The sequence below is a fragment of the Spirochaeta isovalerica genome (genome assembly GCF_014207565.1).
GTDB classification, from domain to species: domain Bacteria; phylum Spirochaetota; class Spirochaetia; order DSM-2461; family DSM-2461; genus Spirochaeta_F; species Spirochaeta_F isovalerica.
The window spans coordinates 794,427-810,557 of record NZ_JACHGJ010000002.1 but is presented as its reverse complement, the minus strand read 5'-3'; the positions used below and the strand labels follow the sequence as shown (position 1 = coordinate 810,557).

Annotated in this window: 14 protein-coding genes; 9 read left to right on the top strand and 5 right to left on the bottom strand. The window is 48.0% G+C overall.

Annotated features, from left to right (window positions below):
- Positions 1–8: 8 nt before the first annotated feature.
- Entirely contained in the window at positions 9–1,598 is a 1,590-nt protein-coding gene (locus HNR50_RS08390; protein ID WP_184745804.1) for a sensor domain-containing diguanylate cyclase, read from the bottom strand.
- A 159-nt stretch (positions 1,599–1,757) separates the two neighbouring features.
- Here HNR50_RS08390 and HNR50_RS08385 point away from each other — a divergent pair, with 159 nt between their 5' ends.
- The gene (locus tag HNR50_RS08385) at positions 1,758–2,432 is read left to right on the top strand and encodes a DNA-J related domain-containing protein (protein WP_184745802.1); all 675 of its coding nucleotides are present in this window, start codon (positions 1,758–1,760) and stop codon (positions 2,430–2,432) included.
- On the opposite strand, the gene HNR50_RS08380 is transcribed toward HNR50_RS08385, so the two are convergent.
- Positions 2,433–3,719, bottom strand: coding sequence for an adenylate/guanylate cyclase domain-containing protein (locus HNR50_RS08380; protein WP_184745800.1), 1,287 nt, complete (start codon positions 3,717–3,719; stop codon positions 2,433–2,435). It lies immediately after the preceding gene.
- Between the two features lie 121 nt (positions 3,720–3,840).
- On the opposite strand from HNR50_RS08380, the gene HNR50_RS08375 reads away from it, so the two are divergent.
- The 7 genes from HNR50_RS08375 (at position 3,841) to HNR50_RS08345 (ending at position 12,690) form a co-directional block, all read left to right on the top strand.
- Entirely contained in the window at positions 3,841–5,685 is a 1,845-nt protein-coding gene (locus HNR50_RS08375) for a hypothetical protein (RefSeq protein WP_184745798.1), read from the top strand.
- A 104-nt stretch (positions 5,686–5,789) separates the two neighbouring features.
- Entirely contained in the window at positions 5,790–6,584 is a 795-nt protein-coding gene (locus HNR50_RS08370; RefSeq protein ID WP_184745796.1) for an SDR family NAD(P)-dependent oxidoreductase, read from the top strand.
- Positions 6,581–7,663 (top strand): DUF1295 domain-containing protein, encoded by a 1,083-nt coding sequence (locus HNR50_RS08365; RefSeq protein ID WP_184745794.1) that lies wholly within the window; start codon positions 6,581–6,583, stop codon positions 7,661–7,663. Before HNR50_RS08370 ends, HNR50_RS08365 begins: the two co-directional genes overlap by 4 nt.
- A 132-nt stretch (positions 7,664–7,795) precedes the next feature.
- Positions 7,796–10,000 (top strand): molybdopterin-containing oxidoreductase family protein, encoded by a 2,205-nt coding sequence (locus HNR50_RS08360; protein WP_184745792.1) that lies wholly within the window; start codon positions 7,796–7,798, stop codon positions 9,998–10,000.
- Positions 10,000–10,896 carry a DUF1295 domain-containing protein gene (locus HNR50_RS08355; protein WP_184745790.1) on the top strand — a complete coding sequence of 299 codons (897 nt, stop codon included), beginning with the start codon at positions 10,000–10,002 and terminating at the stop codon, positions 10,894–10,896. The genes HNR50_RS08360 and HNR50_RS08355 overlap by 1 nt, the downstream gene beginning before the upstream one ends.
- Positions 10,897–10,982: 86 nt before the next feature.
- Positions 10,983–11,909 carry a response regulator gene (locus HNR50_RS08350; protein WP_184745788.1) on the top strand — a complete coding sequence of 309 codons (927 nt, stop codon included), beginning with the start codon at positions 10,983–10,985 and terminating at the stop codon, positions 11,907–11,909.
- On the top strand, positions 11,896–12,690 hold the full coding sequence (locus HNR50_RS08345) for a TIGR00266 family protein (RefSeq protein WP_184745787.1): 795 nt from the start codon (positions 11,896–11,898) through the stop codon (positions 12,688–12,690). The genes HNR50_RS08350 and HNR50_RS08345 overlap by 14 nt, the downstream gene beginning before the upstream one ends.
- Here HNR50_RS08345 and HNR50_RS08340 read toward each other — a convergent pair.
- Genes HNR50_RS08340 through HNR50_RS08330 form a run of 3 tightly spaced genes read right to left on the bottom strand, consistent with a single transcriptional unit; the run spans position 12,684 to position 14,815 of the window.
- Positions 12,684–13,229, bottom strand: coding sequence for a dihydrofolate reductase family protein (locus tag HNR50_RS08340; protein WP_184745785.1), 546 nt, complete (start codon positions 13,227–13,229; stop codon positions 12,684–12,686). The two genes, HNR50_RS08345 and HNR50_RS08340, sit on opposite strands and share 7 nt — an antisense overlap.
- A gap of 12 nt (positions 13,230–13,241) precedes the next feature.
- Complete coding sequence (locus tag HNR50_RS08335) at positions 13,242–13,757, bottom strand: DUF402 domain-containing protein (protein ID WP_184745783.1); 516 nt, start codon at positions 13,755–13,757, stop codon at positions 13,242–13,244.
- 11 nt (positions 13,758–13,768) lie between these two features.
- Positions 13,769–14,815, bottom strand: coding sequence for a 1-acyl-sn-glycerol-3-phosphate acyltransferase (locus HNR50_RS08330; protein ID WP_184745781.1), 1,047 nt, complete (start codon positions 14,813–14,815; stop codon positions 13,769–13,771).
- A gap of 143 nt (positions 14,816–14,958) precedes the next feature.
- Between HNR50_RS08330 and HNR50_RS08325 the strand changes: the two genes are divergently transcribed.
- Positions 14,959–16,071 (top strand): LacI family DNA-binding transcriptional regulator, encoded by a 1,113-nt coding sequence (locus HNR50_RS08325; protein WP_184745779.1) that lies wholly within the window; start codon positions 14,959–14,961, stop codon positions 16,069–16,071.
- Positions 16,072–16,131: the final 60 nt, after the last annotated feature.

The window sequence follows — 16,131 nt, the reverse complement described above, 5'->3', positions numbered from 1 at the left end:
ATTCGCGGCTACCGCTCTTCTCCCGGTTCCCAACTGAAACTTTTTCTCTTCCTCTTATCTTCATACATTTTCATATCAGCCCTTTCGATCAGTTTCTGGATTGTTTCACCGTCTTCCGGGTAAAATGCACAGCCTATTGAACAGCCGATTGAGAATTTCTTGTTCCGGAAGTAAAGAGACCCTTCCAGCCCCGATCGCACTTTGGAAACGATCAGATTGATATCTTCTTTCGTTTTCAGATTTAAAAGCAGCATGGTGAACTCATCTCCGCCGAAACGGGCGGAAAGGTCGGACTGCCTCAGAGTTGTGGTCAACTGAGAGGCCACTTCTTTCAATACGTAGTCTCCTGCATCGTGGCCGTAGGTATCATTAATGGGTTTAAACCCATCCAGATCCATAAAAAGCAAGGCCGCCATTTCGCTGTTCCTCGAGACAAGACCGAGAGATTTCGCAGCCATCTCCAGAAAGAACTGTCGATTCATTAGACCCGTTAGCGTATCGATTGTCGCCAGATGCTGCATATGAACTTTCTGTGAGCGGTTCCGGTAGAACAGATAGGCTATCAACAGGGAAATGACGAGATTCATGATTAGAATAAAGAGGAAATTGGAAAAAACATCACCGATCGTTTCACTGCGGATTTCGTCAAGGAAACCCTGGTTGATATGACTGATATTTTTCCAGTACAAGTCCTCTGCTGTTTTTAACATCCCTGAGTCTTTGAGATCTGAAAATCCGCCGGGGACATTTTCGGGGGAAATGGAGTTCCACAGAAAGATCCCCTTTCCCGTCGACACAACGCCCTGATCCGCTGTATATATCTCTTCAGCCTCATCGGGGAAAAAATCATATATTCTGATCTGTTCCTGTTCGGGAAACATGAAACTGTAGGTATAATCGGAAAAACGCTCGGAATAGAGCCAGTAGCCGTCCCGGTTTAGCAGCATATTGCCGCAGCACTCCGTTTTGCTGCGCATATCCGGTAGACGGTTAAAGATGGACTGAGCCAGAAAATTGACGACAACAATCCCCAAAGTTGCACCATTCGAGTCGATTGAGGGGACGGCAAACCTTATCACCGGTTTATGGGGCGTCTCAACTACATCATTCTCCATATTTAAATCGAGAGGAGAAATGAAGACCATTCCTTTTTCCAGAGCTATGGTAGATGTAAAATAGGTCCTGTGCTTCTTGTTCTGAAGTTTATCGCCGGAAATTATAGACGCACCGGAATCGGTTTTGCTTATCCGGATTACTTCATTTCCCCTCTTATCGATATAGCGGATCTGATCGTAAATTCCTTTGTGGATGCTGAAGGACACCAGGTTCTCTTCCAGGTTGGACATGTTCTTTCTATCAGGATTTTCCATATGCCGAACGATCATATCATTAATAAAAGCCAAATCGGCATAAACCTGAACAAGCGACTCCTCTATATATCTTTTTACCGTGGAAACCCGGGCTTCTTCATTGATTTTGATTTCATCGATCTTCCGGGAATAGTTGTTCTGGAACATGAGTTGAAAAACCAGAAAAAGAACGATTGTAAGTGATATGAAAGAGAGAAAAAAAGGTTTTAAAATCCATTTTTTCGTCAAAGCGCCGAAAACCTCTCATGCTTTGCATTAAATATAATTGTAATCATATAAGAGGTGAAATAAAAATTCAGTTGTTTTCCCGATACAACCACTCTTCAATTTCCGTTAATGTTATAAGAGAAGACAAAACTGACCGTGCAATAAGCTGGGATGGTAGAGATGGATTTTACAGACAGACAAAAGAAATTGAATATGGAAGCGCTTGAAGAGTTTCTATCACGCCTCCATAAGCCCTGTTATGAAACAGAACTGATGCGCATCGCTTACGGAATGGAGAATATCCCTTCCGATGCGCTGGAACTCTACCAGCTTCACTTCCTTCTTTTTCATACTCTCTACTCAATGCAGAAAAAGTACGCCTCCAAAGGACTCTATCTTCATATCCATTTTATGAGAACCTTTCTCCTGCCCTATCCGGAAAGTGGGTATTGCAGGCATTACGATCCTGAAGGATACTTCTGCCGCAGCGAAACAACAGGCAGTTATTGTGATTTCCACAGCAAACCGGAAGAAGAAAAAGCTCTGGATGATGTTTCTGCCCGGTATTTCTATCTGGACAGCGACAATTACCATGCGGTTACGGGAGAGCAGGCCGAGTCTTTTATCAGCGGAGCCTGGGAACTGATGAACTCATGGGACAAAGTGGAAGAAGCGCGCAGCATACTGGGACTGCCACAGGGGTTTGATGCCAAAATGCTTCGGAACAAATTCAAAAAACTGGCGAAAATCCATCATCCCGATACGGGAAGTGAACTGACCCTGGATAAAGAAGATGAATTTATAAAAATAAATAACGCTTATTGTTTTTTGAAAAATCTGCAGAGTCTCGCTTAATCAGCTCCGGCCGGTCAGATACCAGGTTCTGTGAGCCCCCAGTCCCTTCAGCTCTATTTCACCTCTCTCTTCATAGTTGAAATCTCTTCCGGAAGCATTTCGGAATGTCTCGCTCACATGAATTTTCCCCTTTTCGCAGGTCGATTCGAGACGGCTCGCCAGGTTCACCGTTTCGCCCCAGAGGTCGTAGGCGAATTTGCTGATCCCCACCACTCCCGCGGCTGCCGGTCCCGTATGAATCCCGATACGGATATAAAAAGGCTTATTCTTATCCAGATAGGTTCGTTTCATATGATCCTGCATATCCAGGGCCAGTTCCGCTACGGCGCCGGGGTTGTGGCTTTCCGCCACTGGCAGACCCGAGGCGGCCATCCAGGCATCTCCGATGGTTTTAATTTTTTCCATTCCATAGGATTTCGCCATTTCATCAAAGGTTGAAAAGAGGCTGTTTAAAAGTTTGAGAACTTTAGCGGGATCGGAATTTCTGGTCAGCTTTGTAAAACCGACGATATCGGCGAAAAGCACTGTCACCTGATCGTATGAATCGGCAATAGCAGTTTCGTCATCTTTCAGCCGGGCAGCTATAGGAGCGGGCAGAACATTCAAAAGGAGATTTTCACTCCGGGCCTGTTCCTTCTCGATTGTTCTTTCGTAACGGCGGCTGACTCTCCGTGCCGCCCAGGAAGCGGGAAAAGCAATTAATAGTCCCAGAATTCCGAAACCGGCCAGAAGTGTGTATTGGATAAGGGCGATTTCGCCTTCAATCCTCTTGGTGTTTTCATGACTGGAGAGAATCCAGTCCGTCCCCGGAACAGGAGTAAAGTAATCTATTTCCACCGTGCCGTCGGGGTAAACGAGAAGCCCGCCGGTTCCCGCGCCGCCCTGAATACTGTCGATCCATGGCTTTTCTCCCGTCGAGGGGGTCAGAAGATCGCTGAAAGTCTGACCCATAGGCGCTATGGACTGCCCGATCATCCCGGGGTCGGGATGACAGAGAAGTTGTCCGTCCCCCTTGTCTATCATACACAGATACCCGCGGTCCACCTCGGAACCCTCCACGCTGGCCTGAAGATTATCTATCACCATTTCGGGAGATTCCCCCTGATCGAGCAGATTCCTCAGAATTCTGGCCATATTGTCTGCCTGACGCATGTTGACATCAATCTGCAGAGTCACATATGTTTTCCGGACATAATTCATAATAACCGGGGCTGCGAGTGCGCCGGCGATAATAAGAGAAAGGAGAATACCGATGAAAGTAAACAGGTAAAGACGGGAATTTTTCATATTTACATTATATACGAGTATGGCAATTTCTCATCTTCTATTATCAACAAAGTGCTTAATTAAGCTCAGCGGATGACCTTCCCGATAAAAAATATTACAATGTTATAAGGTATATGATATTTTGACTGATCGGAATTACAGATCTTTTTACTCAGCTCCATCGCAATCACCCTCTTCCAGACTCGCTGCGGGTCTCCTGAGACGGATCAAAGGCGCGGCCCGAAAAGAGCGGTGGGGTTCGGCCATTTTCCGGATCGCCTGGACTGCCGGGCCCGTTACCTATCTGGGTCTGCAGGGAGGATATTACATAGCCTACGGAAAACCGGCTTCTTCCGCGGTTTTCATTTATTTCGCAGGCTATACCTTAATAGCGGGCCTCTTTGCCTTATCGGCCCGATTCATTTATAACGCCACCCACGGCGACAGGGAATCCGCCGATCAGGAAGCTCTCGAATTCGTATTCGATGCGCTTCCGCTGCGTATAGTGGAAATCAGGAATCTCCAGTTGAAAGTACTCGATCCCTTCGGCCGAAAAGTGATGGCGGCCAAATATCTCCTGGAAAACCCCAATGCGGGATCCGAGAGCTTTTCCACGGCGATACAGGATCTCCTCGAAGACGAGGAACTGGCGGCGCTTTTCCGCAGGATGGAGACCTACCGGGGAAACGGACTTTACGTCAGAGCCGAAGAAATCCAGCAGGAGATCTCGCCTCTCATATCTTCCCGGCTCGACAGACTGAAGGAAGTCTCCGGGCCTCTTTCGGAAAGCCTGTCCCATCGGATTCTTGATGAAGGGAAAACGGACCTCGCCGGACGGAAACGAATCCGGGGATTTCTAAGCCGCTGTTATTCTGCAATAGACAAGGATGACCTGAAACGTATGTCTCTTTCCGATGCTGAAGAGATTTTCATTCTCCTGTTTGAAATTATCAACGGGCGGAGTTTCCCCTCTTTCCGGATTGAATACAGAGGAGAAAAAAGCTACACCGAATCAGCCCGCACATTGCAGAAAGCGAAAAGAGAATACAGGGCCGCCATATACAAGCGCAATGATACGATCCGCATTCTCGCGGAACTGCTCTACAAGCCGGTTCCCGGAACGTCCGGATTAACGGGGCAGCTGAAAAAAAGCAGCAGGAAACGGGGGCCCGGAATTCATAAAGTTCTGGCTAGCATCCCCGATATCCGGTCTGCCAGAATCTTTCAGGACCGGATCATCGAGTCCATGAAGGTTCTGCTTTCGGGACCGGACCGCCATTCAACCAGAGCGAAAAACTGTATGGCTCTCTATAAGCGTCTGCACAGACAGGGCAAGTCCGCTGCAAAAGCCTATGAAAATTTCAGCAAAGCCTGGGAAAAAAGAGAATCTCTGCTCAGATCTCCCCGGTCGGGCAGAAAAAAGCTCCTGAAAAAAGGGGAGAAAGGAACAGGCGTTGTTCTCATACCTTCGCTCACATCACTGGATCGAAACAGAATACTGCCTTTTGCTCGAAAGATTAAAGATAAACTGGAAGAATTCGACGCCAAGCATGAAAACAGTGTGATGCAGGCAAACGATGAGAAGGAACTGGCTATAGATCTTATGCTCATCGCCGATGATTATCTACCTCTGGAAGAAATTCCTGTTCAACAGGCTATTGAAGGGACTGTCTCGGCCTATGTGAGCCGGAGCGGAAGAAAATCGGCGGGAGCGGCAGAAACAGACTGGGGCCTGACTCTGGTGAAAGACAATCTCCATCCGGAACAGCAGGTCCTCCATGAAGTCCTGGATAATCTGCTGGCTTTTGAAAGATTGAAACTGAGAGAAGATGATATCGATTATCTGGCGGAAATGCTCGGAGCAGACAGGGATTTTCTATTTGATAAGATAAAAAAAACAGATGTTCAGGAGGATTTCTCTCCCGAGCCGCCCTATGTCGTTCCGTCTCCCGATTCTCTTTCGGCAGGAGAAAATTCCCGGGACTAATGAGCATTAATCTTCCTGTGCTCACAATTGTGTTCTACTCTTCAGTGTTATTTTTCCAGGTTATTAATAGTGAAAAATAAACCGATTCATACTATTCTCTACATATGCCTGACAGAAAAGAAAAATTCGCAGATAAATACGGACCATGGGCGCTGGTCGCCGGAGCCTCGGAGGGTCTCGGCGCCGCATTTGCCGAATCTCTCGCTTCCCGGGGCATAAATCTCATAATCATAGCCAGACGGCGCGAACCTCTGGAGCTGCTCGGTGAGCGTCTGGAAAAGAAGCACGGAATTACCGTGATCGCGCGCTCAATGGATCTGGGAGATGTATCGGGAATCAGAGAATACATTGACGGATTATCAGAAGAGATCGGATTGCTTGTCTACAATGCGGCTTATGCCCCGATCGGACTTTTCTCACGAAAAGAAGAGAGCGATCTGATGAAAGTGCCCGATGTGAATATAAGAGCGCCTCTTCTGTTGACGAAACTCCTGACCGATAAGATGATACCCAGAAAGAAAGGGGGTATCATACTCATGTCATCGCTATCGGGCTTTCAGGGCGGTCCCGGTTTGTCAGCCTACAGCGCATCCAAAGCTTTCAACACAGTTCTGGCCGAAGGATTGTGGGCGGAAATGAAAAAAGAGGGAATCGATGTCATGGCATGCTGTGCGGGAGCGGTCCGGACACCGGGTTATTCAACGGCCAGCCGATCAAAGGAGGCGCCCGGCACTTTGGATCCGCAACAGGTGGCGGAAGAAGCCGTAAAAGCCCTCGGGAAAGGTCCGGTTTATATCCCCGGTAAGCTCAACAGACTGTTCCGCTTTATTCTGGGCAGACTTGTCAGCCGGAAAAAGGCTGTTAAAATAATGGAATACAATACTAAGGATTTAATATGACAAATGCTATTGCAGGATTTATGACACCATTGGGTATTTATCTGATAATAACCCTTCTTCATCTTATCGTACCGGCCCGGAAAGTAACAGGATATGTAACCGATGAGAAAACCGGGGAAAAGATGAAATATTATCTGAACGGCAGAAGAGTGCTGATTATCTCAATTCTCCTCTGGGCGGGAGCCGGGCTCCTAAAGAGCGAACTGTTCAGCTGGCTCTACACCGTAAGGTTCTACAGTCTGGCGGGAGCGCTGACAATCGGGATCATCTTCTCCCTGTATATTGTCCTTTCCGCTCCCTTTTCGGGAAAATCTTTCTTTGCCGATTTCTATTTCGGCCGTTTGAAAAATCCCCAGTTCTTCAAAGGGCGAATCGACGCCAAGATGTGGCTCTATATGGTCGGGGCGATCATGCTGGAACTGAACGCCCTCAGTTCAGCGGCCTATCATTACATGAAATACGGATCCCAGTCATCGCCGGGCATTTTTATCAGCGCAGCCCTGATCTCCTGGTTTGTCTTTGAATATCTGACTTTTGAAGAAGTCCATCTTTACACCTATGATTTTTTTGCAGAAAGAACCGGTTTCAAACTGGGTTGGGGATGTCTGGCTTTCTATCCGTTTTTCTACCCTATAGCTCTGTGGGCGACTGCCGCGCTGCCCGCCCCCGGGACAAATACGCTGCTCAGCATCCTCTATATTCTGATTTTCTTCGGCGGCTGGACTCTCGCCAGAGGGGCCAATATGCAAAAGTTCTATTTCAAGACCCGACCGGGAAAATCCTTCCTGGGAATCAAACCCGAGACGCTGAGCGACGGCGAAAAAACCTTGCTGGTAAACGGCTACTGGGGATTGAGCCGGCATATCAACTACCTTGGGGAAATTCTCATGGCCGCCGGTATTATTCTGAGCGTCGGTTATCCGGCCAATCCGCTGCCATGGTTGTATCCGCTTTATTATGTGGCGCTGCTCTTTCCCAGACAGATGGCTGATGACAGACGCTGTTCCCAAAAATACGGACCTCTATGGGATGAATACGAGTCCAGAGTCAAGTACAGGATAATTCCCTTTCTGTATTAAGGCTTTGAAAACAGGGAAAAAGGAACAGGACTCGCATTATCTTCGGTGTACGGCATTGAAATAGATCATAAGGGTCATATAACTGTCGAAAGCGCCATAAATACATAAATAATCTGACAACAGGGAATTTACATGGAAAAGAAAACATTCTGCCGGATCTGCGATGTCGGGTGCGGATTAATCGCCACAGTGGAGGATGGAAAAATCATCTCGATCAGACCGAACCCGGATCATGTGGTCTCAAAGGGATTCGCTTGTAAAAAAGGATTGAAATACCACGAAATAGTCCACTCTCCCGATAGAGTCACAGCTCCGCAGAAACGAAGGGGAGCGAAGTGGGAAACGGTCGGATGGGATGCGGCTCTGAAAGAGATAGGCTCGGAAATAAAACGGATACAGAAAGAATACGGTCCGGACTCGGTCGCCCTTTATGTGGGCAATGGCGCGGGGTTCGGCTTTCTTCATCCTTTTTTCGCCCAGGCTCTTCTCATCGGACTGGGATCGGACAGCGCCTACAGTTCAGCGACTCAGGACTGTTCCAATAAATTCATTACAGCCCAGCATATGTACGGCTTTCCCATGACTCAGCCAGTACCGGATTTCGAGAACGCCGGATGTTTCCTTATAATGGGGGCCAACCCCTATGCCACGAAAATGTCCTTCCGCGGTGTTCCCGATGTCATGAATAAACTGAAAGAGGCATCGGAGAGAGGCTGCCGGATCATAAATATCAACCCCAGGAAGACCGAAACTGTCAGAGCGGGGGGGGAGCACCACTACATCCGTCCCGATACGGATATCTTCTTCCTCCTGGCCCTGGCCAATGAGCTTATAAAAATCAACGCCGTGGATCACAGAAAGGTTTCCCGTTATATGAAGAACTTCGATAAGTTCCGCGATGCCATCAGGAACTGGACACCTGAAAAAGCTGCGGAAGTAACGGGCATTGCAGAGGAGACGATCCGCGAGATCGCCCGGACTTTCGCCGATGCCGACGGCTCGTCGATCTACTGTTCCACGGGAATCAATATGGGTCGCAACGGGGCTCTGACCTTCTGGGTATCCGAAGCCATAAATGCCATGACGGGCAATCTTGACCGCAAGGGGGGAACGACAGTCAATAAAGGGTTGGTGGATTTTCCGAAAATGGGTGCGAAGAACCGCATTATGATGACTGACAAGACAAGCCGCATTGGCGGGTTCAAAGCAGTTAACGATCTGTTTCCGGGCTCACTGCTGGCCGATGAGATCCTCACTCCCGGAGGAAGGCAGATCAAAGCTCTGATCGTCGCCGCCGGAAACCCCCTTCTGACTCTGCCCGATACGGCCAAAACGGAGAAGGCCTTTAAAAGTCTCGAACTGCTCGTTTCAGTGGACATCTTCCGGAATATGACCGGGAACCTGTCTCACTACATTCTGCCGGGCATCACCCCTTTTGAGCACGCCGACATCAACTATCTCTTTCACTCTCTTATGGGGATAACCCACCGCCGCTTTTACCAGTATACCGACAGACTCATCCCTCCCCTTGGAGAGGCGAAAGACGAACTGTGGATCTACCAGGAGCTTTGCCGTCACGGCGGCGGAAAATTCTTCGGCTCCCGTGCCATCCATTACTGGCTGCACCTGAGGCGGTTTCTGAGAAAAATCCCCCTCATCGAAAAAGGCATGGCCTTTTCCCATGAGCAGATCCTCGATATGGTTTTAAAACTCTCGCGGAAGAAAGGCATTAAGAGAATGAGACGTCACCCCGACGGGGTACTGCTGCCTCAGTACGGAGCCGGAACATTTCTGGGAAAAAGAGTGTACACAGAGGACGGTCTGGTAAATCTGGCTCCGGATCCCATGCTAGAGGCTATGGAAAAGCTGGAAGAAGAATGGCAGTGGGAAAAGAAAAACTCCCGAAAGCTGAAACTGATTAATATGCGGCAGCTGCTCACTCACAACACCTTTATGCAGAATGCCCCCTCCCTCGTCGAAGGGAGAAATAACAGCAACTATCTCTATCTCAATCCATCGGACGGGGAAAAAGCCGGATTCACGAAAGAGGAAATTCTCCGGGGAGGCTCAAGAGAAGCCGAAGTCTACAACGAAACGGGCTCCATAACCGTTCCGGTGATATTTACGGAAGACATGATGCCGGGATCGGCGGCCATACCCTTCGGCTGGGGTCATCAGAGCGCCGACGGATTGTCCAGAGCCTCGCAGACCGGCGGAGCTAATGTGAACTATCTCATACCATCAGGAACCGATCATGTTGAAAGGCTCTCTCTTATGGCGCATCTGTCCGGTGTCATTATCAATGTCCGGCCCGCGGGCGGCGCAAAGGAAAAATGATGAATAAAATTAAGAGTTCCAAATCTCTCTCCATGATTTTCATCCTCATTGCCTATGGGACCGCTTCAGGAGCGGGGTGGTTCGCATGGCAGGCGGTACCGGCCGATATGCCCCTGCTGTTAAAAACCCTGATCGCCGATCTGTCCGCATCGGGAATCATTTTTCTTTTCAGCCTTATTTCCGGCAATTCCAGCTGTTACGATGCTTTCTGGAGCGTGGCTCCGCCGGTTCTTTTCCTGATATGGACAACATCGGGACAATTAAATCAGGACATTTCGCTGCGTGCGGTTTTTCTTCTGTCCGTCACTTTATTATGGGCTCTGCGGCTGACAGCAAACTGGGCGCTTTCATGGCCCGGTCTGAATCACGAGGACTGGCGCTTTATTTCCCTCAGGGAAAGTACCGGACCTTTCTACTGGATAATCAGTCTGATCGGTCTTCACCTTTTCCCGACCCTGCTCGTTTTTATCAGTTCAGTTCCCGCCTATTTCGTCCTGACATCTCTTCAGTCTCCGCTGAATTTTATGGATTTTATTGCACTGGGAACAGCTCTGACGGCAGTTTTCTTTGAATGGCTCAGTGATTTTCAACTTGCCGGACATAGAAAATCGGCAGATAAGGAGACTCCGATCCGCAGGGGCTTATGGAAGTACAGCCGCCATCCCAATTATTTCGGTGAAGTCCTCTTCTGGTTCAGTCTCTACTTTTTCTCTCTGGCGGCGGTACCGGAAAAATTCTGGATAGGATTCGCTCCCCTTCTCATGCTCTGCCAGTTCGTCTTCGTATCCATTCCCATAATGGAAAAACGGCAGCTGCAGAGGAAAAAGGGATATGATGAAATCCGGGAAAAGGTCTCTATGTTTTTTCCGCTCCCCCCGGGAAAGAGCTCCTTATAATTTGAAAGGAGATTGTCCACCGACTACAATTAAACTGAAATCTTAGTTGCAAATACCGGATCTCTATTCAACCGCAAGGAGAAAAGATGTCAAAATCCAGCCATAAAATTCTCATCATAGATGATGATCCCACGCTGATTACCATATTATCGGACTTTCTGGAAATGGAGGGATACCAGCCGATTCCGGCGAATGAAGGTGAAACCGGACTGAAACTGCTGGAAGAGAATCAGGACGTCTCTGCGATCATTCTCGATTGGGTTCTCCCCTCTATCACAGGAATTCAACTGCTGAAAAAGATAAAACAGAAGGAAGCCTATCTTGATATACCTGTCATTATGCAGACAGGAAAAAAAGACAAGGAAAGCGTTATCGAGGGAATTGAAGCCGGAGCGTTTTACTATATGACAAAGCCCTATAGTTTGAAGGTTCTTATAACGATTCTGAAAAAAGCCATTTTCGACTATGAGAATCTCCGCCTGGTCAAAGAATCCCTGCAGGTGAACAAATGCAGCATTACCGACTTTCTGAAAAAAGGGGAGATAGAGCTGAAGGCTCCGGGAGAAGCTCTCAGGGTTGCCTCGTTCTTTACGCAATACACAGACTATGACAAAGCATCCATAGGTTTGTCGGAACTGCTCCTCAATGCCATTGAACACGGGAACCTCGGAATCGGTTACGATATGAAAGAAGAGCTGATAATGGATGACCGGTTTGACGAAGAGATACGGAACCGTTTGAACGCTCCTGAGAACATTGATAAAACAGTCAAAGTGATATTTGAAAAGACATCGGATTCCATAAAAATCTCAATCTCCGACAGAGGGTCCGGATTTGATTACAACAATTTCCTGAGGCTCGATCCCGATACGATTTTTAATGTTCACGGACGCGGAGTGGCCATGGCCAAACTCATTTTTGAAAATCGTCTTGAATTTTCGGGAAATGGTAATACAGTAGAGATCATATTACCTTTGCGGGAACAGGAAGTGAAAAAGAATGATAAGCCATGAAATTGACTATGAGATATTCGGCGACGATATGCAGACTGTGGAAGTGGAACTCGATCCCGGAGAAACAGTTATAGCTGAAGCGGGTGCTATGAACTGGATGGAGGAAGGGATTCAGTTCGAAGCGAAAATGGGCGACGGTTCCGAGGCAAACGAATCCGTAATGGGAAAACTTTTCTCCGCTGGAAAACGGGTTCTCACCGGGGAATCCCTGTTTATGACCCATTTCACCAATCGGGGCATGGGAAAGAAAAGAGTGGCCTTCGCCGCCCCTTATCCGGGAAAAATCATCCCGTTGGACATGAGACAGCTTGGCGGCAGACTGATCTGTCAGAAAGATGCCTTTCTCTGCGCGGCCCTGGGCACCAAGGTCTCGATAACTCTTAATAAAAAAATCGGCACCGGTTTTTTCGGAGGAGAAGGATTTATTCTCCAGAAGCTGGAGGGAGATGGAAAAGCATTTCTCCACGCCGGCGGTACCATTATTAAAAAAGAACTGCACGGGGAAAAGCTCCGCCTCGATACAGGATGTCTGGTCGCTTTTACCGATGGAATAGATTACTCGATAGAGCAGACGGGAAACCTCAAATCCATGTTTTTCGGAGGCGAGGGACTATTCCTGGCAACCCTGAGCGGATACGGAACAGTCTACCTGCAGAGCCTCCCCTTCTCCCGGCTGGCCGACAGAATCATCCGTCATGCCCCTTCTGCAGGCGGAAGTCGAAAAGGCGAAGGATCAGCGCTCGGAATGCTGGGCAGCCTGCTGGACGGGGACAATCATTGATCCTGAAGAGGTTTTCTCATAAAACGCGATGATACCATCTGGCCTAAAAGAATCTCGCTCGAAACCAGCTGAAAATCCAGCTGGTTGTCGAGCTCTCCGAACAGAGGAATACCGCCGCCCAGCAGAACCGGTATAGTTGTAATGATCATCTCGTCTATAAGATCGTCAGCAAGAAAATTCTGTATTGTCCGGCCTCCGTCTATATAGAGATTTGTAAACCCCTCTTTCTCCAGACGGCTGAGGATCTCCCCGGGACTTCCCGAAATGATTCTGACTGACGATTTCAGTTCATCAGGAACCTCTTTCAACATGGTACTACAAACGAAAACAGGGACGGGATAGGGCCAGTCGATGCCAAAGGACAGTACTTTTTCGAAAGTATTGCGACCCATGACAATGGCATCCACTCTTCCCAGAAAATCACTGAAACCAGTATCGATATTATCGGGGTTGGATATTGTTTCGAGCCAGTCTAGATTATTATTTCTGTCAGCGATGTAACCGTCGAGACTGGCGGCTATATATACAATGCTTTTCATGGTTCCTCCAGGTCAGGGAAGATTGTATTCCGGTAGGGAAACGCCGGGGCGCCAGCTGAATATATCATCGCTCCAGATCCCCTTGCGGGAACTCATATCTTTCCGGATTATCCGCGCTTCATCGCGGCACCGTTCGATCAGATCTGCGGGATAACTGTATCGAGAGCTGTTCTCTTCGAACTCGTCCTCATCATCCAGTATAATCTCATCACTATTATAAAAACGGATCAGATCGAGATCCAGGTCGATGGCCGAGACCCGTTCACTGTCCCAGTCCGCCTTGGAAGCGATATTCACGTAATGCATCCGGGGAGTCCAGTCGGGATTCCAATGAATATGGATATTGTGATACCGGTCCCTGAAATAGAACATGAGAATATGGGTATGGGTATTAAATGCGCCTCTGTAGCTTTTCAGCGGAGTGTCGCTGGGGGTATACACAACCAGAGTGCTGTCCGATTCGTATATGATTTCCGTTTCAAAGCGGTAGTGGATGTCGCTGTTGAATTTTGTCGTGTGGTGGATCATGGGAAACAGTATCAGTCCAGTTTCATTCTATTGATTACCGGCGCAGCGTAAAGCCTGATTAAAGCATTCTGCAAAGACTCGTCCTGTGAACTCAATTTTTCTTTCAGCCAACGGACGGGCTTGTCTTTTATGGAATCCAGCCTATGGAGAAGACGGGCTGCATAATTGTTTGATTCCCAGATTTTTGTGCCGCTGATGATGCTTTCGTCCAGCTTCCTTACCAGCTCGGCTCTTTTCACGCCGATTACCCGCGGGGAAATATGGATATGGATCTTCCGTTTTTTCTCACCGATTTCCCGCAGAATCTGGCCGCTGTCCCTCCGGGAATCCTGCGTATCAGCCAAGCCCAGATGGTCGCGGATGATAAAAGTGTCGAGGGGTATTTCCTCATAGCTCATACTGACAGGCACAAGAGGGATTTCCCGGCTGAAGTCCTCCCAGTTTTTATCTTTGTGCGAGAGCTTAAGCATGGCCAGCACCGCCGAATCCGTCCTGTCATCTCCGTCTTTGGCTCTGCCGTTGCGCTGGGCGATCCATACATTTCTCCCCTTTTTCACAAGCGAGTGGATATAATGGGACAGCTTTTCCGCTTCATGCAGTTTCTCATCCATATCCTCCACATTGCGCTTAACGATAAAGCCCCTGTTCAGCCGGATCAGGTGTCCAAGCCAGGAGGTGTTGAGAAGATTATCGCCTGCGGCATTATAGGCCGTGTTGCCGGTTTCGCTGTGAAGCATATAGTTGAACAGAATGGGATCAAGAGAGGTGCTCCGGTGGTTGGAGATGAATATGGACCCGCTTTTGGAAGGTTTCTTCAGTTCGCCCGTGCCGCTGAAGGAAATTTCTTCCACTGTCTTCTTTACCAGCAGATCGACCATATGGATCATCAGATTCTTGAACTGATCATAGCTTTTAAGAGATGATACAATATTCCTGATGTTATGGTGATGACTGCTCAGGTGTTCCAGAAGGACTTTAAAATGGGGATCCTCAATAACCTTATTCCAGTATGTGGAGAATATTTTTTCCGGATAGGAACGTATGTCTGAAAAATCCATAAACCCTCCTGGGTGAAGCTCCTATAATATACGGGTAAATGAATCTTATGACAAACACTTTCTCAAAGTTAATTTCATCACAAATAAAATAATTGTACTGCATAATTCTTGACACAATATAGCAATCAAACCATCATATAAGAATGAAACAGGAACAGAGCAGTAAAAAATATATACAGATTGCCGATTTGATTATTGAGGAAATAAACAGGGGGACCTGGAAAGAAGGCGAAGCGATTCCGACAGTGAGGAAGCTGGCGGAAATGTACCGCGTCAGTCCCCAGACGGCTAACAAGGCGACCACGCATCTGGCCGGACTGGGTATTATCGCTTCCCGGCAGGGTTCCGGATCCCTCGTCACGGGAAAGAAGAGCGCTCTGGCGGGACCGGAAATACCCATGCTGATCGATAAAGCCCGATCATCATATCTGCGCGGAGAAGATACGGCCGTCGGCTACCACGGGAAAGAGCTCTATCTGAATTATCTCCATGAAATGAAAGAAGAGGGAATGGAACCCCACCTTCTGGTATACGATAAAAGAGAGACGGTTCTTCCGGAAGAGACGAAAAATATCCTTTTGCGATCAAAAGGGACACTCGTTCAGGGGAGTCTTCCCGATTGCTATCTCGATTTTCTTGAAGAGAACGATATCCCTCTTGTTATGATCAACAGGTCGATCCACAAAGACTTCTCCGGGAGAATAGGCTCTGTCATGATGGATAACGGAGGCCTGGAACAGCTTTCAGCCTATGTAGCCAGTCTGGGCCATGAAAAATACATTTTCGCCTTTTCCAATGAATTTGAAATGACATCGGTCTACGACAACAGACTGAAGGTAATCGGAAACACGCTGGTGGAAAACTGCCGGAACGCCAAACCGGAAATATCCGAATTCCATTTTACTCCGGGAACAAACAAAGACTCTCTGAAATTGAAAGAATTGATTGATAAGGGTGCTACGGCGATCCTCTGTTATAACGATATCTGCGCCCTGAGAATATACGACCTTCTGCATCAGCAGAATATCCGCGTCCCCGAGGAAGTGTCGGTCAGCGGGTTCGATGACCTTTTCATGGCCGAAATGGCCGCTCCTCCGCTCACGACTGTCAAAGTGAACCGGAACCAGCTGATCTGCAGCTCCCTGTCTCTTTTAAAGGAATTGATTACCAGGACATCGCCCTGCAGCGAAAAAGGGGTTTCGGAAACAAGCCTGGTTATCAGAAGATCCTGCTGGCAGAAAAGATCGGCCATATAATTGTGTTGCACAATTTTTATTACAAATAGTTGACAAATCATCACAATGTGATATTCTTTC